This window comes from Roseibaca sp. Y0-43 (assembly GCF_020667835.1).
GTDB lineage: Bacteria > Pseudomonadota > Alphaproteobacteria > Rhodobacterales > Rhodobacteraceae > Roseinatronobacter.
This window is the reverse complement of sequence record NZ_JAFMPR010000002.1, coordinates 267,613-291,953: the sequence shown is the minus strand read 5'-3', so window position 1 is coordinate 291,953 and position 24,341 is coordinate 267,613. Positions and strand designations below refer to the sequence as shown.

General features: G+C 64.4%; 24 protein-coding genes. 17 read left to right on the top strand and 7 right to left on the bottom strand.

Annotated elements, in window-relative coordinates; genetic code table 11:
* Positions 1-9: 9 nt before the first annotated feature.
* From J1C52_RS03705 to J1C52_RS03665, 9 genes are all read left to right on the top strand, one after another.
* Positions 10-354 carry a YbaB/EbfC family nucleoid-associated protein gene (locus J1C52_RS03705; RefSeq protein ID WP_227426577.1) on the top strand — a complete coding sequence of 115 codons (345 nt, stop codon included), beginning with the start codon at positions 10-12 and terminating at the stop codon, positions 352-354.
* A gap of 6 nt (positions 355-360) precedes the next feature.
* Positions 361-960, top strand: a complete 600-nt coding sequence (gene recR, locus J1C52_RS03700; protein WP_227426576.1) for a recombination mediator RecR — start codon at positions 361-363, stop codon at positions 958-960.
* A gap of 83 nt (positions 961-1,043) precedes the next feature.
* Positions 1,044-2,966, top strand: coding sequence for a glycosyltransferase family 2 protein (locus tag J1C52_RS03695; RefSeq protein WP_227426575.1), 1,923 nt, complete (start codon positions 1,044-1,046; stop codon positions 2,964-2,966).
* A gap of 102 nt (positions 2,967-3,068) precedes the next feature.
* Positions 3,069-3,713 (top strand): gamma-glutamyl kinase, encoded by a 645-nt coding sequence (locus J1C52_RS03690; RefSeq protein WP_227426574.1) that lies wholly within the window; start codon positions 3,069-3,071, stop codon positions 3,711-3,713.
* Between the two features lie 53 nt (positions 3,714-3,766).
* Complete coding sequence (gene ade, locus J1C52_RS03685) at positions 3,767-5,455, top strand: adenine deaminase (RefSeq protein WP_227426573.1); 1,689 nt, start codon at positions 3,767-3,769, stop codon at positions 5,453-5,455.
* Between the two features lie 116 nt (positions 5,456-5,571).
* The gene (fabF, locus tag J1C52_RS03680) at positions 5,572-6,834 is read left to right on the top strand and encodes a beta-ketoacyl-ACP synthase II (RefSeq protein ID WP_227426572.1); all 1,263 of its coding nucleotides are present in this window, start codon (positions 5,572-5,574) and stop codon (positions 6,832-6,834) included.
* Positions 6,834-7,988, top strand: a complete 1,155-nt coding sequence (mltG, locus tag J1C52_RS03675) for an endolytic transglycosylase MltG (RefSeq protein WP_227426571.1) — start codon at positions 6,834-6,836, stop codon at positions 7,986-7,988. Before fabF ends, mltG begins: the two co-directional genes overlap by 1 nt.
* A gap of 19 nt (positions 7,989-8,007) precedes the next feature.
* Complete coding sequence (locus tag J1C52_RS03670) at positions 8,008-8,475, top strand: TrgA family protein (protein ID WP_227426570.1); 468 nt, start codon at positions 8,008-8,010, stop codon at positions 8,473-8,475.
* Complete coding sequence (locus tag J1C52_RS03665; protein ID WP_227426569.1) at positions 8,472-9,602, top strand: NUDIX domain-containing protein; 1,131 nt, start codon at positions 8,472-8,474, stop codon at positions 9,600-9,602. The genes J1C52_RS03670 and J1C52_RS03665 overlap by 4 nt, the downstream gene beginning before the upstream one ends.
* Here J1C52_RS03665 and J1C52_RS03660 read toward each other — a convergent pair.
* The 5 genes from J1C52_RS03660 to J1C52_RS03640 all read right to left on the bottom strand — a co-directional run bounded on the left by J1C52_RS03660 (position 9,578) and on the right by J1C52_RS03640 (position 15,752).
* Positions 9,578-10,177 carry an inner membrane-spanning protein YciB gene (locus tag J1C52_RS03660; RefSeq protein WP_227426568.1) on the bottom strand — a complete coding sequence of 200 codons (600 nt, stop codon included), beginning with the start codon at positions 10,175-10,177 and terminating at the stop codon, positions 9,578-9,580. The genes J1C52_RS03665 and J1C52_RS03660 overlap by 25 nt on opposite strands.
* A 30-nt stretch (positions 10,178-10,207) precedes the next feature.
* Positions 10,208-12,931, bottom strand: a complete 2,724-nt coding sequence (locus tag J1C52_RS15130; RefSeq protein ID WP_304621944.1) for a hypothetical protein — start codon at positions 12,929-12,931, stop codon at positions 10,208-10,210.
* Positions 12,932-13,050: 119 nt separating this feature from the next.
* Positions 13,051-14,340: an O-acetylhomoserine aminocarboxypropyltransferase/cysteine synthase family protein gene (locus J1C52_RS03650; RefSeq protein ID WP_227426567.1), complete on the bottom strand. Its 1,290-nt coding sequence runs from the start codon at positions 14,338-14,340 to the stop codon at positions 13,051-13,053.
* Between the two features lie 69 nt (positions 14,341-14,409).
* Positions 14,410-14,640 carry a hypothetical protein gene (locus tag J1C52_RS03645; RefSeq protein WP_227426566.1) on the bottom strand — a complete coding sequence of 77 codons (231 nt, stop codon included), beginning with the start codon at positions 14,638-14,640 and terminating at the stop codon, positions 14,410-14,412.
* 86 nt (positions 14,641-14,726) lie between these two features.
* The gene (locus J1C52_RS03640; RefSeq protein WP_227426565.1) at positions 14,727-15,752 is read right to left on the bottom strand and encodes an asparaginase; all 1,026 of its coding nucleotides are present in this window, start codon (positions 15,750-15,752) and stop codon (positions 14,727-14,729) included.
* A gap of 186 nt (positions 15,753-15,938) precedes the next feature.
* Between J1C52_RS03640 and J1C52_RS03635 the strand changes: the two genes are divergently transcribed.
* The 4 genes from J1C52_RS03635 (at position 15,939) to J1C52_RS03620 (ending at position 18,299) form a co-directional block, all read left to right on the top strand.
* On the top strand, positions 15,939-16,478 hold the full coding sequence (locus J1C52_RS03635) for a hypothetical protein (RefSeq protein ID WP_255618362.1): 540 nt from the start codon (positions 15,939-15,941) through the stop codon (positions 16,476-16,478).
* A gap of 92 nt (positions 16,479-16,570) precedes the next feature.
* The gene (rlmN, locus tag J1C52_RS03630; RefSeq protein ID WP_227426564.1) at positions 16,571-17,749 is read left to right on the top strand and encodes a 23S rRNA (adenine(2503)-C(2))-methyltransferase RlmN; all 1,179 of its coding nucleotides are present in this window, start codon (positions 16,571-16,573) and stop codon (positions 17,747-17,749) included.
* Complete coding sequence (locus J1C52_RS03625; RefSeq protein WP_227426563.1) at positions 17,750-17,989, top strand: GlsB/YeaQ/YmgE family stress response membrane protein; 240 nt, start codon at positions 17,750-17,752, stop codon at positions 17,987-17,989. It begins immediately after the preceding gene.
* A 70-nt stretch (positions 17,990-18,059) separates the two neighbouring features.
* Positions 18,060-18,299, top strand: a complete 240-nt coding sequence (locus J1C52_RS03620) for a YdcH family protein (protein WP_227426562.1) — start codon at positions 18,060-18,062, stop codon at positions 18,297-18,299.
* Positions 18,300-18,317: 18 nt separating this feature from the next.
* Here J1C52_RS03620 and J1C52_RS03615 read toward each other — a convergent pair whose 3' ends face one another.
* The gene (locus J1C52_RS03615; RefSeq protein ID WP_227426561.1) at positions 18,318-19,160 is read right to left on the bottom strand and encodes a fumarylacetoacetate hydrolase family protein; all 843 of its coding nucleotides are present in this window, start codon (positions 19,158-19,160) and stop codon (positions 18,318-18,320) included.
* 70 nt (positions 19,161-19,230) lie between these two features.
* Positions 19,231-19,692, bottom strand: coding sequence for a universal stress protein (locus J1C52_RS03610; protein ID WP_227426560.1), 462 nt, complete (start codon positions 19,690-19,692; stop codon positions 19,231-19,233).
* Between the two features lie 150 nt (positions 19,693-19,842).
* Between J1C52_RS03610 and J1C52_RS03605 the strand changes: the two genes are divergently transcribed.
* From J1C52_RS03605 to J1C52_RS03590, 4 genes are all read left to right on the top strand, one after another.
* Positions 19,843-20,328 carry a (2Fe-2S)-binding protein gene (locus tag J1C52_RS03605; protein WP_227426559.1) on the top strand — a complete coding sequence of 162 codons (486 nt, stop codon included), beginning with the start codon at positions 19,843-19,845 and terminating at the stop codon, positions 20,326-20,328.
* A gap of 26 nt (positions 20,329-20,354) precedes the next feature.
* Complete coding sequence (locus J1C52_RS03600) at positions 20,355-22,727, top strand: xanthine dehydrogenase family protein molybdopterin-binding subunit (RefSeq protein WP_227426558.1); 2,373 nt, start codon at positions 20,355-20,357, stop codon at positions 22,725-22,727.
* Between the two features lie 13 nt (positions 22,728-22,740).
* Positions 22,741-23,529 carry an FAD binding domain-containing protein gene (locus tag J1C52_RS03595; RefSeq protein WP_227426557.1) on the top strand — a complete coding sequence of 263 codons (789 nt, stop codon included), beginning with the start codon at positions 22,741-22,743 and terminating at the stop codon, positions 23,527-23,529.
* Between the two features lie 98 nt (positions 23,530-23,627).
* Positions 23,628-24,260 (top strand): DUF2726 domain-containing protein, encoded by a 633-nt coding sequence (locus J1C52_RS03590; RefSeq protein WP_227426556.1) that lies wholly within the window; start codon positions 23,628-23,630, stop codon positions 24,258-24,260.
* Positions 24,261-24,341 lie beyond the last annotated feature (81 nt).

Genomic DNA, 24,341 nt, shown 5'->3' with positions numbered 1-24,341 from the left:
GATGCTAACATGCTGAAAGGTTTGGGCGGTATGGCCGATATGGCCAAGATGATGAAAGCCGCGCAGGAAATGCAGACCAAGATGACGCAGCTTCAGGAAGACCTGAAGGCGATCATGGTCACTGGCGAATCCGGGGCCGGGCTGGTCAAGGCCACGGCGACCGCGAAGGGCGAATTGACCGCGCTCGACATCGACCCGTCCATCTTCAACTCGGACGACAAGGAGGTGGTCGAAGACCTGATCCTCGCCGCCATCAAGGACGCGCAGGCAAAAGCGGAAGAGCGTTCGAAGGAAGAGATGGGCCGGATCGCGGAAAGCATGGGGCTGCCGCGCGACATGAACCTGCCGCTGTAAGCACCAATGGCCGATGCCCGCGACGAAATCGACGCCTTGATCGGCCAGTTCGCGCGCCTGCCGGGGCTTGGCCCCCGGTCCGCGCGGCGCATGGTGTTGCACCTGTTGCAGCGCCGCGATCAGGCGTTGCGGCCCTTGGTCATGGCGCTGGACCGCGTGGCGCAGACGGCGCAGCCCTGTCAGCGCTGCGGCAATATCGCGACTGCGCCCATCTGCGACATCTGCGCCGACCCCAGACGCGCCACGGGCGAGATTTGCGTTGTCGAGGATGTGGCCGATCTTTGGGCGATGGAGCGTGGGCAGGCTTTCACGGGCCGCTACCATGTGCTGGGCGGCACGCTCTCGGCGCTCGATGCCATTGGCCCCGATGACCTGCGCATTCCGCAACTTCTGGACCGCATCGCCTCCGAGGGGGTGCGCGAGGTGATCCTTGCGCTGGGGGCCACGGTCGACGGACAGACCACCGCCCATTACATCGCCGAGGCGCTGGAAGACAGCGGCGTCACGCTCAGCGCGCTGGCGCAAGGCGTGCCCGTGGGCGGCGAGCTGGATTTCCTCGATGACGGCACGATCGGCGCGGCCTTGCGCGCGCGGCGGGCGTTCTGACGGCGCGATTAATCCTTTCTTAACCACCACTGTGCTTTGCTGATCCCCGGCGCAATCCGCGCCGCGTGGGGGATGGTCGCCAGATGGCGCAGCGAGCAGTTCGGCACAGGGAACAAATCGGCGCGCCTGCACCCGCGCAGCCAAATCTGCGCGTGCTGCCCGGCGCGGCTGGCGCTGCCCTGCCGCGCGAACCCTTGGGCGAAATCCTGCGCGACATGGGGGTGCTGACCGCCTCGCAGCTTATGCAGGCGCTGAAACTGCAAGAGGGGCAGGCGGGGCTTCTGGGCGACATCCTGCTGGCACGCGGGCTGGTCACGCAGGCAGAGCTGATGCAAGCGCTCTCGCGCCAATATGGCGCGCGTTTCATGACCGAAGACGACCCCTCGCCGGACCCGCGCCTGCTGGACCAGCTTGGCGTGGCGCGTGCCTTGTCCATGGCCTGCCTGCCGTGGCGCAATATCGGGGGTGTGACGCTGGTCGCCTGCGCCCGCCCGGCAGAGTTCGAACAGCACCGCCCCGCGCTGGAAGCGGTCTTCGGCCCCGTGGTTCTGGTCTTGTCGAGCGAGACGCATCTGCACGCGCGGGTGCTGCAATTGCGCCGCAACCGGTTGCGGCTTTGGGCCGAAACCTGCGTGGCCGAATCGGAAAGCTGCCGGGTCTTGCAAAACCGCCGGTTCAGCCGTGTGCTGGCTGCAAGCATTGGGGCGCTTTTGGTGTGTGCGCTGCTGGCCCCGCGCATGGTTTTGCTGGTGCTGACGGCGGTTGTCGTGGTGGCGCTTGGCATCTCGACCCTGCTGAAACTTGCCGCCGCCTTTGCCGCTTTCCGGGCCGCGCGACACCCGTCGCCCAGCGACATGCCCGCGCGGCGCAGGCCCATCGTGTCGGTCATGGTGCCGCTTTACCGCGAACCCGAAGTCGTCCCGCGCCTGATCAACCGGCTGTCGCGGCTGACTTGGCCGCGCGAATTGACCGACATCCTGCTGGTCGTCGAAGAGAATGACAGCCTGACGCGTGACGCGCTTGCGCGGCTGGCGTTGCCGCGCTGGGTGCGGGTCATCCCGGTGCCCGATGCAAAGCTGAAAACCAAGCCGCGCGCGCTGAATTACGCGATGACCTTTGCGCGCGGCAGCCTCATCGGCGTCTATGATGCAGAGGACGCCCCGGAACCCGACCAGTTGCACCGCGTGGTAGAGGCGTTTGACGCTGGCCCCGATAATCTGGCCTGTGTGCAGGGGGTGCTGGATTTCTACAACCCGAACGTCAATTGGTTGTCGCGTTGCTTTACCATCGAATACGCGACATGGTTCCGTATCGTTCTGCCGGGGATGCAGCGGCTTGGGTTGGCCGTGCCACTGGGCGGCACGACGCTGTTCTTTCGCCGCGACATTCTGGACGCCTTGGGCGGTTGGGACGCGCATAACGTGACCGAGGATGCCGATCTGGGCATTCGGCTTGCGCGGCATGGTTATGTGACCCATCTGCTGCCGACCACGACGTTTGAGGAAGCGAATTGCCATGTGCTGCCCTGGATCAAGCAACGCTCGCGCTGGCTGAAGGGCTACGCGATCACATGGCTTGTGCATATGCGCCAGCCGCGCCTGTTGTGGCGCCAGCTTGGACCGTGGCGCTTTTTCGGGGTGCAGGTGCTGTTTCTGGGCACGCTTGTGCAATTCCTGCTCGCGCCCCTGCTCTGGAGCTTCTGGCTCATGCTGTTCGGGTTCGGCCATCCGCTGCTGGATGATCTGCCGCCGCAGGCTTTCGTCGCGCTGGCGTTCGTGTTCCTTGGCGCAGAGGCCACCAATCTGGGCCTTGGGGCCGCCGCGCTGCGCGCGCGCCATCACGCGGGGCTATGGGCATGGCTGCCGGCGCTGCACCTGTATTTCCCGCTTGCGGTGCTTGCTGTCTACAAGGCGCTGTGGGAGCTGATCTCGGCCCCGTTCTACTGGGACAAAACCAGCCATGGCAAATATGGTGGCGCGGTCGACACGCCGATCATACATGTTTAGCGGGTGCGCTTGTTCCGAAATGCGCCTTTGGGTAGTGGACCTTGCGCCATCTTCCTGCTACGCTGCAACTATAGCGGGTGAACTAACGCAGGGGCGCGCGTCTTGCTGGTATTCCTGAAACATCGTCTGGTGGTGTTTTCCACGCCCAAATGCGGCAGCACCGCGCTGGAAAAGGCGCTCGCGCCCTTGTCGGATATCGTGTTGCAGGGCGACCCGCGCATCAAGCATTGCACCTTTCACCGCTACAAGTGGCGGTTCGAGAAGTTCCTTGCAATTTTCGACACCGAACCTTTGGACACCGCCGCCCTGATCCGCCACCCGCAGGATTGGCTGGGAAGCTGGTATCGGTATCGGCACGGCTCTTGGCTGGACGGCACGGCGCAAAGCACGCGGGGGCTGAGCTTCGACCAGTTCGTAGAAGGGTATCTGGCCGAAGAGCAACCCGCCTTCGCCGCCGTCGGCTCTCAGGCGCGGTTCCTGACCCATCCCAAAACCGGCGAGACGGTCGATCACCTCTATCGCTACGACGCGTTCGACGAATTCCGCGCCTTTCTGGAGCAGCGTCTGGGGCAAGAGATCGCGCTCGACCGGATGAATGCCTCGCCCGAGATGCGCCTGTCGCTTGCGCCCCATCTGGCGCGGCGTCTGGAAGCGGCCTGTGCCGCCGATTTCGCCCTTTATGACAGCGCCCATGCGCCCAAGCCGCAAAGCCGGATGCGCAGCCTGATCCGCGCCCTTGCAAGCTGACGCGCTTCGGGTGCAGTCTGGCACCCGATACGAGCTTGCTACAGGAGCGAAACATGGCCTTGGAAGACCGCATTGCCGTCGCACGCGGCGAAACGCCTGCCGATCTGGTGCTGCGCGGGGCCGAAACCCTGTGCATGGTCACGGGCGCGCGGATTGCGGGCGATGTGGCCATCCACGAGGGGCAGATCGTGGGCATCGGGGCCGCGTATGAGGGCGCGCGCGTCATAGACCTGCCTGGCCATGTGCTGGTGCCGGGCTTCATCGACACGCATCTGCATATCGAATCCTCGCTGGTAACACCTTACGAATTCGACCGCTGCGTCGCCCCGCGCGGCGTGACCACCGCCATTTGCGACCCGCATGAGATTGCCAATGTCGCGGGCGCGGACGGTATCCGGTATTTCCAGACCGCGTCCGAGCATACGGTCATGGATATTCGCGTGAACCTGTCGTCTTGCGTGCCGTCCACCCATATGGAAACGGCGGGCGCCGATCTGGACGCGGACGCGCTTTTGGCCTTGCGCGATCACCCCTCCGTCATCGGGCTGGCAGAGTTCATGAATTTCCCCGGCGTCATCCACCGCGATCCCGGTTGCATGGCCAAGTTGCACGCCTTCGCGGGCGGGCATATCGACGGGCACGCGCCGCTGTTGTCAGGGCGCGACCTGAACGCCTATTGCGCGGCGGGTATCCGCACCGAGCACGAGGCGACGAGCGCGGACGAAGCGCGCGAGAAGCTGCAAAAGGGCCTGCGCATCCTGATCCGCGAAGGGTCCGTCAGCAAGGATATGGTGGCGCTGCAACCGCTGCTGACGCCCCTGACCGCGCCCTATATGTGCCTGTGCACCGATGACCGGAACCCGTTGGACATAGCCGAGCATGGCCATCTGGACCACATGATCCGCAGCTTGATCGCCATGGGCTGCGACCCGCTGGCGGTCTATCGCGCGGCAACGCTCTCGGCAGCCGAGGCTTTCGGGCTGAAAGATCGCGGCCAGATCGCGCCGGGCAAACGCGCCGATATCGTCGCACTCCCCGATCTGGCAGAGTGCCGCGCGGCGCTGGTCATCTGTGGCGGGCAGGTGGTGGATGACGCGGCCTTTGCCGCGCGCCATGTCATTGCACCCGTGGCCCGCAACTCTGTCCGTGCGCCCAAGGTTCAGGCGGGGGATTTCCGCCATGCCGGAAACGCGCCCGAAACGCCTGTCATCGGGATTATCGAGGGCAAGATCATCACCCAGCATTTGCGCGAGATCATTGCCCCCGAAGATGGCGACAAGCGCCCCGACCCAGCGCGCGATCTGGCCCGCGTGGCGGTGATCGAGCGGCACGGGAAGAATGGCAATATTGCCACCGGCTTCGTGCGCGGCTTTGGCATGGGGCAGGGCGCGATTGCCGCGACCGTCGCGCATGACCACCACAATATCGTGGCGGTGGGCGTGGATTACGACGATCTTGCGCTGGCCGCGAACCGTTTGTCCGAAATCGAAGGCGGGTTCGTGGTGGCACAGGGCGGCAAGGTCTTGGCCGAATTACCGTTGCCGGTGGCGGGCCTGATGTCGCTGGACAGCTACGAAGACGTGCACGCGCGCCTGATTGATCTGCGCGCGGCGGCGACAAGCCTGGGCGTGACACTGGAAGAGCCGTTCCTGCAACTGGCCTTTATCGCGCTGCCGGTGATCCCGCATCTGAAGATCACCGATCACGGCATGGTGGATGTGGATCGCTTCGAGGTGATCTGAAACCCCGCGAAAACGGCGCAAAACACCGCCCATCGCGCGCACGCGCCCCTTTCCCTGTCTTGGAAATCTGGGTATCAGACCCGATATAGGGTCAACACCAGCACAAGAGGGACCGGATGCGCAGGGTCGTCGTTACAGGTTTGGGAATGGTCACGCCGCTGGGCTGCGGCGTAGAAGCCACTTGGTCGCGCATTCTGGACGGCCAGTCGGGCGCGGGACCGATCACGCGTTTCGATGCCAGCAACCTTGCCACGACCTATGCCTGCGAGGTGCCGCGCGGCGACGGGTCGGATGGCAGCTTCAACCCCGACGACTGGATGGAGCCGAAAGAGGCGCGCAAGGTTGACGAGTTCATCCTCTATGGCATTGCCGCTGCCGATCAGGCGGTGAAGGATTCGGGCTGGGCGCCCAAGGATGAAGAGGCGCGTTGCCGCACCGGCGTGATGATCGGGTCGGGCATCGGGGGCTTGCAATCCATCGCCGACACCGCCGTCCTGCTGAAGGAACGCGGGCCGCGGCGCGTGTCACCCTTCTTCATCCCCTCGGCGCTGATTAACCTTGTGTCGGGGCAGGTCAGCATCCGCCACGGGTTCAAGGGGCCGAACCACGCGGTCGTGACGGCCTGTTCGACCGGTGCGCACGCCATTGGCGATGCCGCGCGGCTGATCCAGTTCGGCGACGCCGACGTGATGATCGCGGGCGGTGCGGAAAGCCCGATCTGCGAAATCGGCATCGCGGGCTTCAACGCCTGCAAGGCGCTGTCCACGAAGCGCGGCAATGACCCGAAAGCCGCCTCACGCCCCTATGACATGGACCGCGACGGCTTCGTCATGGGCGAAGGCGCGGGCGTCGTGGTGTTGGAGGAATACGAGCACGCGAAAGCGCGCGGTGCCAAGATCTATGCCGAAGTGGTGGGCTACGGCCTGTCGGGCGACGCGTATCACATCACCGCACCCTCGGAAGATGGTGATGGCGCGCTGCGGTCCATGCGCGCCGCCGTCGCGCGTGCCGGGATCAAGGCGGAAGAGATCGACTATATCAACGCGCATGGCACCTCGACCATGGCCGACACGATCGAACTGGCGGCGGTCGAAAAGCTGCTGGGCGAGGGGGCGAGCAAGGCCACCATGTCGTCCACCAAGTCGGCCATCGGGCATTTGCTGGGCGCGGCCGGCGCGGTAGAGGCGATTTTCTCGATCCTCGCCATCCGCGATCAGGTCGCCCCGCCCACGCTGAACCTAGATAACCCGGCGGTCGAGACACCGCTGGACCTGGCCCCGAACGCCCCGCGCAAGCGCAAGATCGACATCGCGCTGTCCAACAGCTTCGGCTTTGGCGGCACCAATGCCAGCCTGATCCTGCGCAAACTGGAAAGCTGATGGTTCGTCATATCGTTGCCAATGCCTTTAACCTGCTGATCGTCGGTCTGATCGCGCTGGCCATCGTCATCGCCGCCGGGCAGCGGCAGTTCACGCAGCCCGGACCGCTGACGCAAGCCATTTGCTACCGCGTGGCCCCCGGCGCTACCTTGCAACGGGTATCGGGCCAATTGTCCGAAATGGGCGCGATCGGGTCCGAGCAGGTGTTCCGCATCGGCGCGCGCTACACCGAGCGCGCCGACCAGCTCCGCTTTGGGTCGTATCTGGTGCCCGAAGCCGCCTCGATGGATGAGATCATGGACATCCTGACGCGTGGCGGCGCGTCTACCTGCGGGTCCGAGATTCAGTATCGCATCGGGGTCACGCGGATTGATACGCTGGTGCGCGAGCTGGACCCGGCCACGCAGCGCTTTGAAACCGTCGTGCAATTCGACGCGGGCGAAACCCCGCCAGAGGAGTATGCCCGGTTCGTCGCCCAGCCCGATATCGGCCTGCGCATTACCGTGGCCGAGGGCGCGACAAGCTGGCAGGTCTGGGACGGGTTGCGGCAGGCAGAGTTCCTGTCGGGCGATCCGGGCGAGCAGCCGGAAGAAGGTTGGCTTGCCCCCGACAGCTACGCGGTCACACGTGGTCAGGACCGCGCCGAGTTGCTGACTGAGATGCGCGCCCGCCAAGAAGCGATTCTGGCGGAATTGTGGGAAACCCGTGCCGATGACCTGCCGTATGACACGCCTTACGAGGCGCTCATCATGGCTTCTATCGTCGAGAAAGAGACCGCCGATCCCGACGAGCGCCCGCAAGTGGCCGGTGTTTTCGTGAACCGTCTGGGCATTCCAATGCGGCTGCAAACCGACCCCACGGTGATCTATGGCATCACGCAGGGCCAAGGCACGTTGGGCCGCGGGCTGCGCCGGTCGGAACTGGACGCGGTTACGCCCTATAACACCTACCGCATCGACGGGTTGCCCCCGACGCCCATCGCCAACCCCGGACGCGACGCCATCGCCGCCGCGCTTAACCCGGATGACACACCTTACCTGTATTTTGTCGCAAATGGCACGGGCGGCCATACTTTCAGCACAAATCTGGAGGATCATAATCGCGCCGTTGCTCGCTGGCGCGAAATAGAGGCCCAGCGCGCACAAGAGAATTGAGTTTTGTGAAGGTGCTGTAATGTCCTCTCAACCGACGCTCACGCGTTTCCTGACCATGCTGGCTTTCGCCGCATTCGCAATCCACGCCGCCACCATCTTTCAGCTGATGCAAGAAGGGGCGTATGTGTCAGGCAAGTTCAACCTTGTCGTCGCGCTGGCCGCTGCGCTGGCAGGCTGGCGAATCGCGGGGCCGCGTATTGAAAAGGGCGTTCTTGCCTCTGTCTTTGCCGTGCTACAAGGCATGATCGTGGCTGTGCTTCTGGCCTGCATTGCGGGTGCCACCTCAGAGACGTTCCGCCTGGGCCATGACACGCGCTATGACGATCTGGGCGAAGCGATGGAAGGGTTCTTCGGCTTCATCACCGAGCATGTGCGCGATCTGGCGGTGCCGAAGATGCTTGTCCCCATGGCGATGTTCTGCCTTGGTGCGGGGCTGGCGCTGTCCATCACCTTCCGCCTGCTTGAAGCGCGTCGCCTCGCAAGATGACGCCACCTCTGTTTCTATTCGGCACGCTACGCCATGCGCCTTTGTTGGCCGCCGTCATGGGCGGGCAAGCGCACGCGCGCCCTGGCGGGCTGGCGGGTTACACGGTGCGGACGCACAAGGGCTACCCGGTGCTTGTGGCGCAAAACGGCGCGCGGGCCGAAGGGGTGCTGGTGCAGCCCGATGCCGCGCAACTGGACCGTTTGGATTTCTTCGAGCGCCTGTTCGGCTATGACCGCCAAAAGCTGACGGACGCGCAGGGGCAAGAGGTCTGGGTCTATCGTCCCGACACAGCCCCAGCCACCGGCGCCGAGCCTTGGGACTTGGCCGACTGGGCCGCGCGTCTGGGCGATGCCGCCACGCTTGCCAGCACAGAGGTCATGGAGTTGCGCGCCACGCACTCGCTGGAAAACCTGACGGTGCGTTACCCGATGCTGTTGTCGCACGCCTGCGCGCGGCTGCGCGGGCAGGCAGAGGCCAGCCCGGAAACCCTGCGCCGCACCGCCCGGCCCGATGACGTGGTCCCGGTCTCGACCGCGCACCCCTATGCGTATTTCTTCGGCGTGCAATCGGACGACCTGCGCATTCGCCGCTTCGACGGCTCGCTCAGCCCCGTGGTGCGGCGCGCGGCCTTCGTGATGTCCGATGCCGTCACGCTTCTGCCCTATGACCCGCGGCGCGATTGCGTGTTGCTGGTGGAACAATTCCGCTACGGGTTATACCTGCGCCGCGCCGCGAATTGCTGGTCCCTCGAAGGCATTGCCGGGCGGATTGACCCCGGCGAAACCCCGGTTCAGGCAGCCCTGCGCGAGGCGCGCGAAGAAGCGGGGCTGACGCTGACAGAGGACGCGCTGCACCTGATCGGCAAGGCCTATCCCTCGCCCGGTTGCGTGACCGAGTGCCTGTTCCAATACATCGCGATCTGCGCGTTGCCCGAGAATGACGGCGCGGTGAACGGGCTGGAGACAGAGGCCGAAGACATCCGCCGCCACATCATCCCCTTTGCGCGCCTGATGGAGCTGGCCCAAAGCGGCGAGGTCCAGAACGGCCCGCTTCTGACCAGTATCTACTGGCTGGCGCTGAACCGCGACCGGCTGCGCGCTGGCTACTCGTCTGCGCTGGTCTTGTAGCGCTCGAACAGCTTGGCCTGCGCAAGGAAGAAGGCGAACAAGGCGACAGGCAGGCCGAAGGTGCGGAAATTCACCCACATATCGGTCGAGAAATTGCGCCAGACCAGTTCATTCGCGCAGGCCATTGCCAGGAACATCAGCGCCAGCCGCTTGGTCAGCAAGATCCATCCCGTATGGGTCAGCGGCAGCGCGCCTTCCATGACCATCTCCAGCCAGCTTTGGCCGCGCAGCAGGCCGATGCCCAGCAGAAGCGCGAAGATGCCGTAGATCGCGGTCGGCTTCATCTTGAAGAAGCGGTCATCATTCAGCCAGACCGTCAGCCCGCCAAAGACAACCACCATCACCAGCGTCACAAGTTGCATTTTGCTCAGGCGGCCCGACAGGCGCCACAGAACGAAGGTGGCCAGCGCCATCAGCGGAATGAAGGCTGCGGTCAACAGGATGAAGGCCGTGTATTCGGTGCCACCGATCGTGTAGCTTTGCCCGCGCGTGGTGACATAGCCCAGGAAGAACAGAAAGACGGGGCCAAGTTCCAGCCCGATCTTGACGGCAGGGGCGACGGGTTTTTCTTGCATTACCTATGGTCCGGGGTCTGACAGCGCCGCTCAGGACGCAATGCGCAGCACGACATCGCGCCCGCGCTTGTTATATCGCAACTCGCTGTCGCCGATGGCGGTGACTTGACCGCCATCCAGCCGCTCGCCCACGCGCACGGTCACGACACGGCCATTATCCAGCCGCACCAGCGCACGGCGCGCGCTTGGCGTGCCCATTACGCCCAGCAGGTTGATCTGGCGCAGGTTGATCGCGCGGGTTTGCGTGGCCGCACGCGAGACAGAAGCAGAGCTGGGGATCGCGGGCGCAACCGACGCGGCAGAGGCCTGCACGATCTGCGGCTCTGGTGCCGGTGCTGCGGCCTGACGGATGCGCGCGGCGGCAAGCGCGCGCTGCACCGTTTGCGAAAACCCGCTGGGGCGGTTCGACGGGCGCAGCGATGCCGCCACCGCCTGTGGCGTGGCAGAGGCAAACTGCTCGGCTTGTGCCGCAGCCTCTTGGGCGATCTGGGCCGGGCGCGGGGCCGGTGCGATCAATGTCAGCGCAACACCGCCCGGAGGCGGTGTCAGGCTGGCCTGATCGGGATCGGCCGGGGTCGTGTCTTCGGGCGTGTCTGGTGTGTCCGCTGCCGGTTCCGCCACCGGCTCTGGCGCGATCCCCTCGGGGCGGGCGGGCGGTGTGACCGCCGGTGCCCCTTCGGTCACGTCGATGACAAGGCCGCTTTCATCCAGCGGGGCCAGCAGGTCTTGCACCCCGGCCTGAATCTCGGCCCCTGCATCGGCAAGCGCGCCCGCGACCGCTCCGGCCACCTCGTCGGCGATGGCGGTCTCTGGCGCGGGGTCAGGGTCTGGCAGCGCTGCCTCTGGCTCTGGCGGGGGTGCGGGCGCGATCCCCTCGGGCCGCGCGGGCGGCACGACGGCGGGGCGGCCTTGGGTGACGACGATTTCCAACGCCTCTTCGCCCTCTGGCAACCCGGTGGCGGGGGCATCGGTGACGACCTCTTCCGCTTCCGGCGCGACCGGGGCGGTCAGCTCTTCGCGCAGCGGCGGCAAGGGCGTGGCCCCAAAAGGCGCGGGCGCGGCTTGCACGTCTGGCAGGCTGCCCGGCGCTTCGGGCGCGATGGCCCGCACAGAGCGCAGCGCCGCCAGACGCCCGGCATCGGCTTGCGGCGTTGCAACCTCTGGCGCAAGGCCAGCGGCGGACATCGGGGCATCCTGCGCGTCTTGCGTGCCCGCCTCCGGGCTGCTGCCCTGTTCCTGCGCGGCATCGGTTGCACCAAGGGCGGCCTCGATCTCTGCGCTCTCCTCGGGTGTGCCCACCTCGGGCAAGGTCAGCGGATCGGGGGCAGCAACCTCTGTGGTCGTGTCCTCTGGCAGGATCGGTTGGGCCAGGTCGTCGCCACCGCTGCGGCTGAAGTAAAACGCCCAGATCGCCACCGCGAGCACCAGCATCAGCGCCGCGCCGCTTATCAGCAAGGCGCGTTTGGGCAGGCTTGGCCCTGTCGCCGTGTCGCCGCGCCGCGCGCCGAACACCGTCAGCCGTTCGGCTTCGGGGTCGGGCGTTTTGCCAACGCCAGCGGCTTTCGCGGTCAGACCTGCGGCCTTGCTGGCGGCCAATGCGCCTTTGGCAGTCGGCGCACGGCCCGGCTGGACGGTGGGTTGCTTTGCCGCGGCAGGTTTGGCGGGCGCTTTGCCGGGGCCTGCGTCTTGTGCGGGCACGGCTTTCGGCGGCACGCGCGGCGCTTCTGCCTTGGCCGTCAGTTTGCGGCCCAGCAGGTCGGTCGCGCTGCGCAAGCCGTTGCCCGCGCGCGTTGCAGGCGCGCCGAGCGAGCTGCGCAGTTTCGCCGCCAGACCCGCACCGCCAAGCCGACCGAGCGAGAGCGCGGGGCGTTTCGCGGCTTGCGGCTTTGGCGCGGCAGAGGACGCGGCGCGCGCGCTTGGCGCAGGGCTTTTGGCCTTGGGGGCAGCGGGTGCCGCGGGCGCGCTGCGGCGCGACCGGAAAGAGGGCGCGTCGGCCTTGGGCGTGTCCGCTTTCGCACCCTTCGGCGCTGCGGGCGCGGGGGCGGGTTGCGCGGACGGCTTTGCGGTCGCCGCTTCGGGCGCTTCGGCGGGTTTCTGGGCGTCGGCTTTCGGCGTGTCAGCCTTGGCGACGGGCGTCGCGTCATCCTTCGCCGCTTCGGCGGGCTTGGCCGCGTCTGCCTTCGGCTCGTCCGGTTTGGCCGGTGCTGGCGCTGCCGGTTTCGGCGGCTGGAAGATGCCGCTTTCGCGCAGGGCCGGGCCGCCGCGCCCCAGTGCATCAGCCTCCAGCCGGACGCCGCGCGCGGTCTTGAAGAACGGCTCTTGCGGGAAGGTGCCATCATCGGGCGCGGCCACGAAGCAGACCGGGTTCAGCCCTTGCGCAATGGCGAATTCCTCGGCCTCCAGCAGCGTTTCGCGGGCGACCACGGCGGCCAGAACCCCGTCGCCTTGGGCGACATAGTCGAAATCCAGCTCTTCGACCGGGTAGGGGGTCTTGCCGTCCAGTGCCGCACGCACCGCGCCCGCGTCGGCCTCGACCGGCAGATAGGTATACAGGATCTGGTCGTCGGGGATGACCAGCTTGGTCACGATCCCGTCGGGCAGCTGTTCCTTGGCCTTGGCGACCAGCGCCTGCATCTGCGTGTCAAGGTCGGGCGCATCCATCGCGACCGCGCCCAGGCGCAGCCAAGCGGTGCCGTCACGCAGCCAGAGCGTGATGCCGAGTTCGGTCAATCCAAGGGCAAAATTCGGTGTCATGGCGTGCCCTTAGCAAATTACAGACCACATCGGGAGTCGGAAAACCCCTATCACACGGCATGATAGCGAAAAATTGCTTAACCGCGCAATGGCTTGCATTGCGCGGTTGAAGCGAGGTGTCAGGCCGTGGCCTTGGCCAGCGCCTGCTCCAGATCGGCGATGATGTCTTCGACATTCTCTGTGCCGATGGACACGCGCACCACGTTGGGCGCGGCCCCGGCGGCGATCTGTTGCTCGGCGCTCAGCTGCCGGTGCGTGGTCGAGGCCGAGTGGATAATCAGCGACCGCGTGTCGCCCAGATTGGCGACATGGCTGAACAATTCGACGGAATCGATCAGCTTCACGCAAGCCTCGTAGCCGTCCTTCAGCGCGAAGGTGAACAGCGACGACGCGCCCTTGGGGCAGATTTTCGCCACCCGGTCGTAATAGGGCGAGGATTTCAGCCCCGCATAGGTGACATGATCCACCGCCGGGTGTTTTTCCAGCCATTCCGCGACTTTGAGCGCGTTTTCGCAGTGCTTTTCCATCCGCAGCGACAGGGTTTCGATCCCCATCATCGTGTAATGCGCGGCTTGCGGGTTCAGCGTCATGCCCAGATCGCGCATGCCCACGGCAATGGCATTGAACATGAAAGCCATCGGCCCAAGGGCGGCGTGGAAGTTCAGACCATGATAAGCGGGCTCTGGCTGCGACAGGCCAGGGAATTTGTCATTCGCCGACCAGTCGAACTTGCCCGAATCGACAATGCAGCCGCCGGTCACGGTGCCGTTGCCGGTCAGGTATTTCGTCATGGAATGGATGACCAGAGTTGCGCCATGCTCGATGGGGCGGCACAGGTAGGGGGTCGCGGTGGTGTTGTCGACGATCAGAGGAATCCCGTGTTTGTCGGCGATTTTGGCCAAAGCGGGCAGGTCTGCGATATGCCCACCGGGATTGGCGATGGATTCGCAAAACACCGCGCGGGTGTTGTCGTCGATCGCCGCCTCCACGGCTTCTTCATCATCGATATCGACGAACTTTGCCGACCAACCGAAACGCTTGATGGTTTGGGAAAACTGCGTGACCGTGCCGCCGTAAAGCCGGTTCGACGCCACAATGTTCAGGCCCGGCCCCATGATGGTGAAGAGCGCGAGAATCTGCGCGGCATGGCCCGACGAGCAGGCCACAGCCCCCGCGCCCCCTTCCAAAGCGGCCATCCGGTCTTGCAGCGCAAAGACCGTGGGGTTCGTCAGGCGCGAATAGATGAACCCCACTTCTTGCAGGTTGAACAACGCCGCTGCATGGTCGGCATCACGAAAGACATACGCGGTCGTCTGGTAGATCGGCACCTGACGCGCGCCCGTGGCCGGGTCCGGATTGGCCCCTGCGTGGATTTGCAGCGTCTCGAAAGCTTGCGGTTTGTCGCTCATTGGCGGTCATCCTCCCGTTGATTTGGGTGCGACGCTACGACACAGGAACGACTTGGGCAAGCGGCAGGATCAGGTCTTGGGTTTGTCGGGCGCGGGCAGTGCCTTGGCCTCGTCCGGCATCTGGTCGGGCAGGTCGATGGTGAAGGTGCCTTCTTCGGGGTAGACAGTGATGCGGGGCTTGGGGCTGAGTGTGGCAAGAATCTCGTTGATCTCGGATTGCGCACGCAGGATCGTTTCGCGCTGGGTTTCGCGCTTGACCTGCGGGGCGGCCGCCTTGGACCCGAAAAGCAGTTTGAACATATCGCATCTCCCTATAGCTGGCTTTCTGTCTAGCGGATTGCCGCTTGTGGTGAAAGTGGCCTTGCTGCGCTGCGGCGAAACCCCGCCTAGGCAAAGCCCGGTGCCAGCCGCGTATCGCCCACCACAAGATCGCGGCGGTTGCGCATGGGGCCGATATATTGCGCGACGACCGGGTCGCCCGCCTCTATCGCGCCATGGCGGCGCAACAACCCGGTGATCGCGGCTTCGGACGCGCGCACCCCACCGTCGAGGATTTTCAGCGCGATGCCCAACCCTTTCTCGGGCAGCATGGCGACGAACACCGCCTCGGCCCCGGTCTTGACCGCCGCGCGCCCCTTGGCCGCGCGCATCAGGTTCGTGCAGGCCCGCGTCTCGCCCGCGACCATATCGGGATGCGCCATCATCGCGTTGCGCAAGGCGGCCATCGCCTGCTCGCGCGCATCGCCAAAGCTGTCACGGGCACTTGCATAGCGCGCCATGGCACGCGCCAGCCCTTGCAATTCGGTCATGAAGTTCGGGGCGGAGCACCCGTCAATCCCGAAGCCGGGAGAGGTCTGGCCCGTCACCTCCTCGAACGCCGCACGCACGGCGCGCTGCACGGGGTGGTCGGGGTCCACATACTCGGCCCCGCCTTTCAAGTGACGGTTCAGCGTCAGAAAGCCCGCATGTTTGCCGGAACATTCATGGTGGCTTTGGCAGGGCTGCGCGTGCGAGCAGATCAGCCGGTCACGTTCTGCCACATCCTGCGGCGGGGCCGCGCCACAGCGCAGGTCGTCATCCGACAGGCCCAGATCGGCCAGCCAGCGCGTGACCATGTCAACATGCACAGCGCTTGCCTGATGCGACGCGCAGGCAAGTGCCAGTTGCGCGGGCGTCAACCCCTTGGCCGCGCCGGAGTCAACCATGGGCAAGGCCTGCAACATCTTGCAACTGGAGCGTGGGTAGATCAGCGCCTCTGGCCGCCCCCAGCTTTCCACGATCTGCCCATCCACGCCCATGACGACCGCATGACCCAGATGCACCGATTCCAAGCGGTCCCCGCGCCACAGCTCGACCAAGGGCACCGCGCCCGTGGCAAGGCTGAGCGGGCTTTGTGCGTCGTCATTCGGCATGTTCTTGCTTATCCTTCGCTATTTCACCCCCGCAGTTTCACGCTTGCGCGATTTTTTGACAGGAGGGCTTTGAACTTTGGGCCGGTAAGGGTTAGAAAACCCGTGAAAAGTAAAAGCCTTGCGCGACAGCAGGGCAAGTGTCAGGCATGATCTAGAAGATCATTCAGTTCGGAGGCAAGCGACCAGATGGTGTTTCACGCAAGAAACCGGGCGGTAATGGCGGCAGGGGCGGTTCTGGCCGCGGTCGTCGCAGGTGGCGCGGCACAGGCGCAGGAATCGACCAACCGGGTCGCGGCCGACACGGCCTGGAGCGTGTTTGTCGAACCCAGCCCCAAGGAATGCTGGGCCGTGTCCGCCCCGCGCGAGACGGTCAACACCCGTGGCGGCAACCCTGTGCAGGTGCGGCGCGGCGACATCCTGTTGTTCGCCACCTATCGCCCCGGACAAACCACGCCCGAAATTTCGTTCACGGGCGGTTATCCATTCGCGCCGGATTCGACCGTTGGTCTGACCGTCGGCACAACCGAATACCAGTTGTTCGTCGATGGCGAATGGGCATGGTCGGGCTCGGCCGAGGATGACGCGCGCATCTTCGCCACGCTGCGCGCCGGGGCCGAAGCGGTGCTGACCGCCCGTTCGTCGCGCGGGACCGATACGCGTGATACCTTCTCGCTGTTCGGCTTTACCGCCGCCACGGAAGAAGCGCAGCGCCAATGCGCTGAGTAACGCTGCCACGTTCCACGATTGACGCCGCCCGGACTGTCCTTTCCGGGCGGTTTTGCTATATTACGGACCAGATTTATCCGGAAAGCCCCGCCATGAGCCCGCACGCCCCCATCACCCAAGATGTTCTGACCATCCCGCGCAAACTGCCAGAGGGCGGCAAGCGCAACCTTGTGGGGCTGACCCGCGCGCAACTGGCCGATGCGCTGACCGAGATCGGCACGCCCGAGCGGCAGGTCAAGATGCGCGTGGGGCAGATCTGGCAATGGATCTACCATTGGGGCGTGCAGGATTTCGCGGCCATGACCAATTTGGCCAAAGCCTACCGCGAGCAACTGGATGCCGCTTTCACCATCGCCCGGCCCGAAATCGTGACGCGGCAGATTTCCGAGGACGGCACGCGTAAATACCTGTTGCGCATTGCCGGCGGGCACGAGGTGGAAGCGGTCTACATACCTGAAGAAAATCGTGGAACCCTTTGTATTTCCAGCCAAGTTGGCTGCACGCTGACCTGCTCTTTCTGCCACACTGGCACGCAAAAACTGGTGCGCAATCTGACCGCGGCGGAAATCGTGGGGCAGGTTCTGGTCGCGCGCGACGATCTGAACGAATGGCCCGAACCCGGCCAGCCCAAGGATGAAACCCGCCTTGTCAGCAACGTGGTGCTGATGGGCATGGGAGAGCCGCTGTACAATTTCGACAATGTCCGCGATGCGATGAAGGTCGTGATGGATGGCGAGGGGCTGTCGATCTCGCGCCGCCGGATCACGCTGTCCACATCGGGCGTTGTGCCAGAGATCGCACGCACCGCCGAAGAAATCGGTTGCCTTCTGGCGATCAGCTTTCACGCCACCACGGACGAGGTGCGCGACAAGCTGGTGCCTATCAACAAACGCTGGAATATCAAGACATTGCTGGACGCATTGCGCGATTATCCACGGCTGTCGAATTCCGAGCGGATCACGTTCGAATATGTCATGCTGAAGGATGTGAACGATACCGATGCCGATGCGCGCCGCCTTGTGCGGCTGATCGCGGGCATTCCGGCCAAGATCAACCTGATCCCGTTCAACGAATGGCCCGGCGCGCCGTATCAGCGTTCTGACTGGGCGCGGATAGAGGCCTTTGCCGATATCGTCCACAAGGCGGGCTATGCCAGCCCCATCCGCACCCCGCGCGGCGAAGACATCATGGCCGCTTGCGGGCAGTTGAAATCCGCGACCGAACGCGGCCGCCAGACCCGCGCAGAGATCGCCGCGCAGACGGGCGCCTAGATGCCTGTCGTGCTGCTTATTGTCGTGGGGGCGCTGGCAGGTGTGCTGGCCACGCGGCTGATGCGGATGAATACCGATTTGCCCACCGCGATGGTGATCGGCGTTCTGGGCGCGGTTATCGGCGGATTGGGCTTTCGCTTCCTGATGACCTCGGCTGGGTGGATCGGTGGCTTCGTTCTGGCGCTTTTGGGGTCATTGGCGCTTCTGTGGCTCTACCAGGTCTGGCAAGGCCGCCGCTGATTGCGCCAGATCAAGGCACGGGTAGGAGCATGCGTTAGATTCCTCTTGTAACATATAGAGGAGAGCGAACATGTCCCACACCCCGCATGAATTGGCAGAGGAGTTCCCGACCCAGACCGATGCGCTGCACCGTCTGAAACAGGAAAACCCGCATTTCGCCAAGCTGTGTGACAGCTATCACGAGGTGAACCGCGCGATTCACCGCGCTGAAACCAATGTAGAGCCGGTGGCGGAAGCGACAGAATCGCAGATGCGCCGCGAGCGTCTGGCGCTCAAGGATGAAATCGCGCAGATGCTCAGCGCGGCCTGACGCAGGGCGGCGGCCGTTTCAGGCCGCCACCACGTTCGATGATTGCCGCCCAAGGCCCGCGACCTCTAGCGTCACTCTTTCGCCCGGTGCTAGGTATTGCGGCGGCGTCATGCCCAGACCCACACCAGAGGGCGTGCCCGTCGCGATCACATCGCCGGGCATCAGGCGCATGAAGGTCGACATGTAAGCCACTATTTCCGCTACAGAAAAAATCATGTCGCTGGTGTTCGACGCCTGCCGCACCGCGCCGCTTACCGACAGAGACAGGTCGAGGTTTTGCGGGTCCGCAACTGCGTCGCGTGTCACGAACCACGGCCCGATCTTGCCGAAAGAGGGCGCGGATTTGCCCTTTATCCACTGGCCCCCACGCTCTTTCTGAAAGCTGCGCTCTGACACGTCATTGACCGCGACATAGCCCGCCACATGGTCGAGCGCGTCGGCCGCCGCGATGTTTAGCGCGGGCGCGCCGATCACGACGCCCAGTTCCACCTCCCAATCCACGCAGGCCGCGCCCTTGGGGATGAGGATGTCATCTTCCGGCCCGGCGAGCGAGGATGTGGCCTTGGAGAAGACCACCGGCTCGGTCGGTGTTGCCGCGCCGGTTTCTGCCGCGTGCGCGGCATAGTTCAGCCCGATGCAGTAGAAATTCGGCACCCATGCCAAGGGCGGGCCAAGACGCGGAGTGCCCTCGACCACGGGGGCGGTAGTCAGATCGCGCGCGGCCAGCGCGGCCAAGGCCGGGATCGACACCGCGTCGCCTGCGAAATCGGGCACCAGCCCCGACAGGTCGCGCAGCGTGCCGTCTTGTGCCAAAAGCCCCGGCTTTTCTTGCCCGGCAGGGCCGAACCGCACCAATCTCATGGGCTGCTCCTTGTTACTTTCATCTTGCTAGAAATACTCATGGCGCTTGTTGCGCCGCTTGCGCGCCGCGTCAGCTTTTGCAGATCGCTTCCAGCCGGTCGCGGGTCAACTCGCCGGGCACGATGGTAATCGGCACCGGCAGCGTCCCGGAGGACCGGGTCAATTGCGTGACCAGCGGGCCGGGATTGTTGCCCTCGCTTCCCGCGCCAAGGACCAGAATGCCGATTTCGGGGTCGTCATGGATCTGCGCAAGGATCTCGGCCACGGCCTCGCCCTCGCGGATGACCAGTTCGGGGTCCACGCCCTGACGGTCGCGCATCCATTTGGCAAAGACCTCGTAATGCGCCTCGATCCGCTCGCGGGTTTCTGCGCGCATCACGTCGGCCACCCCCATGAAGCCCTTGAACTCCTCGGGAGAGATGATCGACAGGATTTGCACTTGGCCATGCGTGTTCGCGGCCCGCATCGCGGCGAAGCGCATGGCATTCAGGCATTCGCGGCTGTCATCAAGGATGACAAGGAACTTGCGCATGGCGCCCCCGGCTGTTGCTGCAACCCGCGCATATTGGCCGAGCGGCGGGGCAGAGTAAAGCGCGAGGGTCAGGCTACACCCAAGGTCGTATAGGCGCGGGCGCGGGTTTCATGGTTCACTCTGCCCAAAGCCAAGGATGGGAGGAACCAGATGGGCAAGGTAACGATGACGGTGAACGGTCGTGCAAGATCGGCCGAGGTGGAAGGGCGCACACTTTTGTCGAGCTTCCTGCGCGACGGGCTGGAGCTGACCGGCACGCATGTCGGCTGTGACACCAGCCAATGCGGTGCCTGCGTGGTGCTGGTGAACGGGCAGGCGGTGAAATCCTGCACGGCATTCGCCGCCGATCTGGACGGGGCCGAGGTGACGACCGTCGAAGGCATGGCCAACCCGGATGGCAGCCTTGGCCGCATCCAGCAGGCGTTTCAGGACTATCACGGGCTGCAATGCGGCTATTGCACACCGGGCATGGTGATGAGCACGGCCGCACTTCTGGCCGAGAACCCGAAACCCACCGAGGAAGAGGTGCGCCATTACCTGGAGGGCAATATCTGCCGCTGCACCGGGTATCAGAACATTGTCCGCGCGGTGATGGCCGCGTCGGGTCAGGATGTGGGCGCGCTGGCCGCCGAATAAGATCACGCATTTTCAGGGAGAGAGACATGCCAAAGGATGACGGCATCGGCGCCAGCGTGAAGCGGCGCGAGGACACGCGGTTCCTGACGGGGAACGGCAAATACACCGACGACATCAACTTGCGCGGCCAGACCTATGTGCATTTCCTGCGCTCGGACGTGGCGCATGGGCGGATCAAGGGGATCGACGCCTCTGCCGCCGAGGCGATGGATGGCGTGCTCAAGGTCTTTACTGCCGCCGATTTTGCAAGTGCGGGGGGCATTCCCTGCGGCTGGCAAGTGACGGACCGCTTCGGGAACCCCATGCAAGAGCCCAAGCACCCGATTCTGGCCGAGGGCAAGGTGCGCCATGTGGGCGACCCGATCTGTGCGGTCGTGGCCGAAACCTACGCGCAGGCCCGCGACGCGGCTGAAGCGATCGAGGTGGACATTGAAGAGCTTGAGCCGGTCGTCGACATGGTCCGCGCGCTGGAGCCGGACGCGCCCAAGGTGCATGACGATCTGACCTCGAACCTCTGCTATGATTGGGGTTTTGTCGAGGACAACAAGGCCGCCGTGAACGAAGCCTTCGAGAAGGCCGCGCATGTCGTCAGCCTGGAGTTGACCAACAACCGCCTTGTTGCCAACCCGATGGAGCCGCGCGTCGCCGTCGGCGATTACGACCCATGGGGCGACAGTCACACGCTTTATACCACCAGCCAGAACCCGCATGTCATCCGCCTGCTGATGGGCGCGTTCGTGCTGAACATTCCCGAACACAAGCTGCGCGTTGTCGCGCCCGATGTGGGCGGGGGCTTTGGGTCCAAGATCTACCATTACGCGGAAGAGGCGTTTTGCACCTATGCCGCCAAGGTCTTGAAGCGGCCGGTGAAATGGACCTCGTCGCGGTCCGAGGCGTTTATCTCTGACGCGCATGGCCGCGATCACAAGACCAAGATCGAACTGGCGCTGGATGCGGACCATAACTTTATCGCGCTGCGCACGGAAACCTATGCCAATATGGGCGCGTATCTGTCCACCTTCGCGCCGTCCATCCCCACGTGGCTGCATGGCACGCTGATGGCCGGGAACTACAAGACCCCGCTGATCTATGTGAACGTCAAGGCCGTGTTCACCAACACTGTCCCGGTCGATGCCTATCGCGGGGCCGGGCGGCCAGAGGCGACATTCCAAATCGAGCGGCTTGTCGACAAGGCCGCGCGCGAGTTGGGCGTGGACCCGATCGAGCTGCGCCGCAAGAACTTCATCAAGCCAGAGGAGTTTCCGTATCAGACCCCGGTCGCCGTGGTCTATGACACGGGCAATTACCACGCCACCCTGGACAAGATGCTGGAGCTTGCCGATTGCGCAGGCTTTGAAGCGCGGCGCGCGGAAAGTGCGGCGCGTGGCAAGCTGCGGGGCTTTGGCATCGCGCATTACATCGAGGCTTGCGGCATCGCGCCCTCGAACCTTGTCGGCCAATTGGGCGCGCGCGCGGGGCTATACGAATCGGCCTCTGTTCGGGTCAATGCCACCGGGTCGATCAGCGTCTATACCGGCAGCCACAGCCACGGGCAGGGGCATGAAACGACCTTTGCGCAGGTCGTGGCGGATATGATCGGGGTGGATGCGAACAGTATCGAAATCCACCATGGCGACACCTCGAACACGCCGATGGGCATGGGCACCTATGGCTCTCGGTCCTTGGCGGTCGGTGGCTCTGCCATTGTCAAAGCCACGAACAAGGTGATCGACAAGGCCAAGAAGATCGCCGCCCACCTGCTGGAAGCCGCGCCTGAAGATATCGAGCTGAAAGACGGCAAGTTCAGCGTGGCAGGCACCGACAAATCGGTCGATTGGTCGGGTGTCACCTTGGCGGCCTATGTGCCGCACAACTACCCGCTGGAAGATCTGGAACCGGGGCTGGAGGAAACGGCGTTTTACGACCCGTCGAACTTCACCTACCCCTCGGGCGCCTATGGCTGCGAGATCGAACTGGACCCGGAGACCGGGAAGATCGACATCCTGCGCTTCATCGCGGCTGACGATTTCGGCAATATCGTGAACCCGATGATCGTCGAGGGGCAGGTGCATGGGGGCTTGGCCCAAGGCATCGGTCAGGCGCTCTTGGAAAACTGCGTCTATGACGATCAGGGTCAGCTTCTGTCGGGCAGCTACATGGATTACGCCATGCCGCGTGCCGATGACGTGCGGGGCTTCACGGTGGATCATAGCTGCATCACGCCCTGCACCCATAACCCGCTGGGTGTGAAAGGCTGTGGCGAGGCCGGGGCCATCGGCAGCCCACCTGCCGTGGTCAATGCCGCGATAGATGCGCTGCACCGCGCGGGCCACACCCATGTGAAGCATATAGACATGCCGCTGACGCCCTCGCGCGTCTGGGCCGCGATGAACGGTTGAGGGAGAGCACACCATGTATAATTTCGACTTCGTAAAACCGTCGAGCATTGCCGATGCCGTCGCGGCCCTAGCGGGCGAGGATGCGCAGCCCCTGTCGGGCGGGCAAACCCTTATTCCGTCGATGAAGGCGCGGCTGAACGCGCCCGGAACGCTGGTCAGCCTGACGGGTATTCCCGAACTGGTCGGCGTCTGCCGGGAAGGCGACATGCTGGTCATCGGCGCGGCCACGACCCACGCGCAGGTTGCCCGCGATGCGGCTGCCGATTTCCCCGGTCTGGCAGCCCTTGCCGGCCAGATCGGCGATCCGGCGGTGCGCAACCGGGGCACCATCGGCGGCAGTCTGGCGAATAACGACCCGTCGGCCTGCTACCCGGCGGCGGCGCTCGGCACGGGGGCGACCATCGTGACCGACCGGCGCGAGATTGGCGCGGATGATTACTTCCAGGGCATGTTCACCACCGCGCTGGAGGAAGGCGAGATCATCACCGCCGTGCGCTTCCCGATCCCGCAAGCCTCGGCCTATGCCAAATTCGTGCAACCCGCGTCACGCTTCGCCCTGACCGCTGCTTTTGTGGCGCGCTTTGAGAGCGGCGTGCGGGTGGCGATCACGGGCGCGTCGGAAAACGGCGTCTTCCGCTGGGCAGAGGCAGAGGCGGCGCTGTCGTCAGATTTCAGCGCCGATGCCATCGCGGGGCTGGCCTGTTCCCCGGACGAGATGATAGCCGACCTGCACGGGACAGCCGCCTACCGCGCGCATCTGGTTGGTGTGATGACCCGGCGGGCTGTGGCGGCGGCTGGTTGATCTGACCGGCCCCAAGGTTACAAAAACGCCCCGCCATTGTGGTCGGGGCGTTTTTTTCGTGCCGCATTTCCGCCTAGTTCTCAGGCTATCATGTGGCGATGAAATGGATTGATACACAAACCGCCGATATTCCCGGCAGCGACCTGTTTGGCCTTCTTTGGGCCGAGTATTGGTTCATTCTGCCGATTCTGGTATTCTCACTGGTTGCCACACCGCTGTTTCGCAAGCGCAGGTATCGGCGCAGTTTCGGCAACAAGGTCAGCCATAGCGGCAACCTTCACGACCCCGCAGAACAGCTGCGCGCGATCACCAGCGCCAAGTTCCAACGCAAGCGTTTGATGAATCAGACAGAATTCACCGTGTTTCGGGCGGTGGAATCCGTTTTGCCTTTTGGATACCGCCTTATGGCCCAGACAAGCCTTGGCGAGGTTCTGGGTGCGACCAAAACCAGCGATCCGATTGCAGACCGGCGCGCCCATGCCTCGATCAATTCCAAGCGGCTGGACATTGCGGTCATAGACCGGGCAGGGTTTGTTGCACTGGCTATAGAGGTGCAGGGGGCTGGCCACTATGGCAAGCACACGACTTTTATTCGGGACGCGGTCAAACGCGAAGCGCTGCGCCGTGCGGGTATCCCGATGCTAGAGGTTTATCCAGACTGGAATGATGCGCGCATCCAAGCAGAGGTCAGCCGACACTTATCTCCCAGATCAGAGTTGCGTTCCGCCTGATATGTGCGTGCGCGCACATGGCAGGCGCGTGACAAATTTCTTGGTAACACTTGGACAGCCCGCCCCGAACCCTTAGCTTGT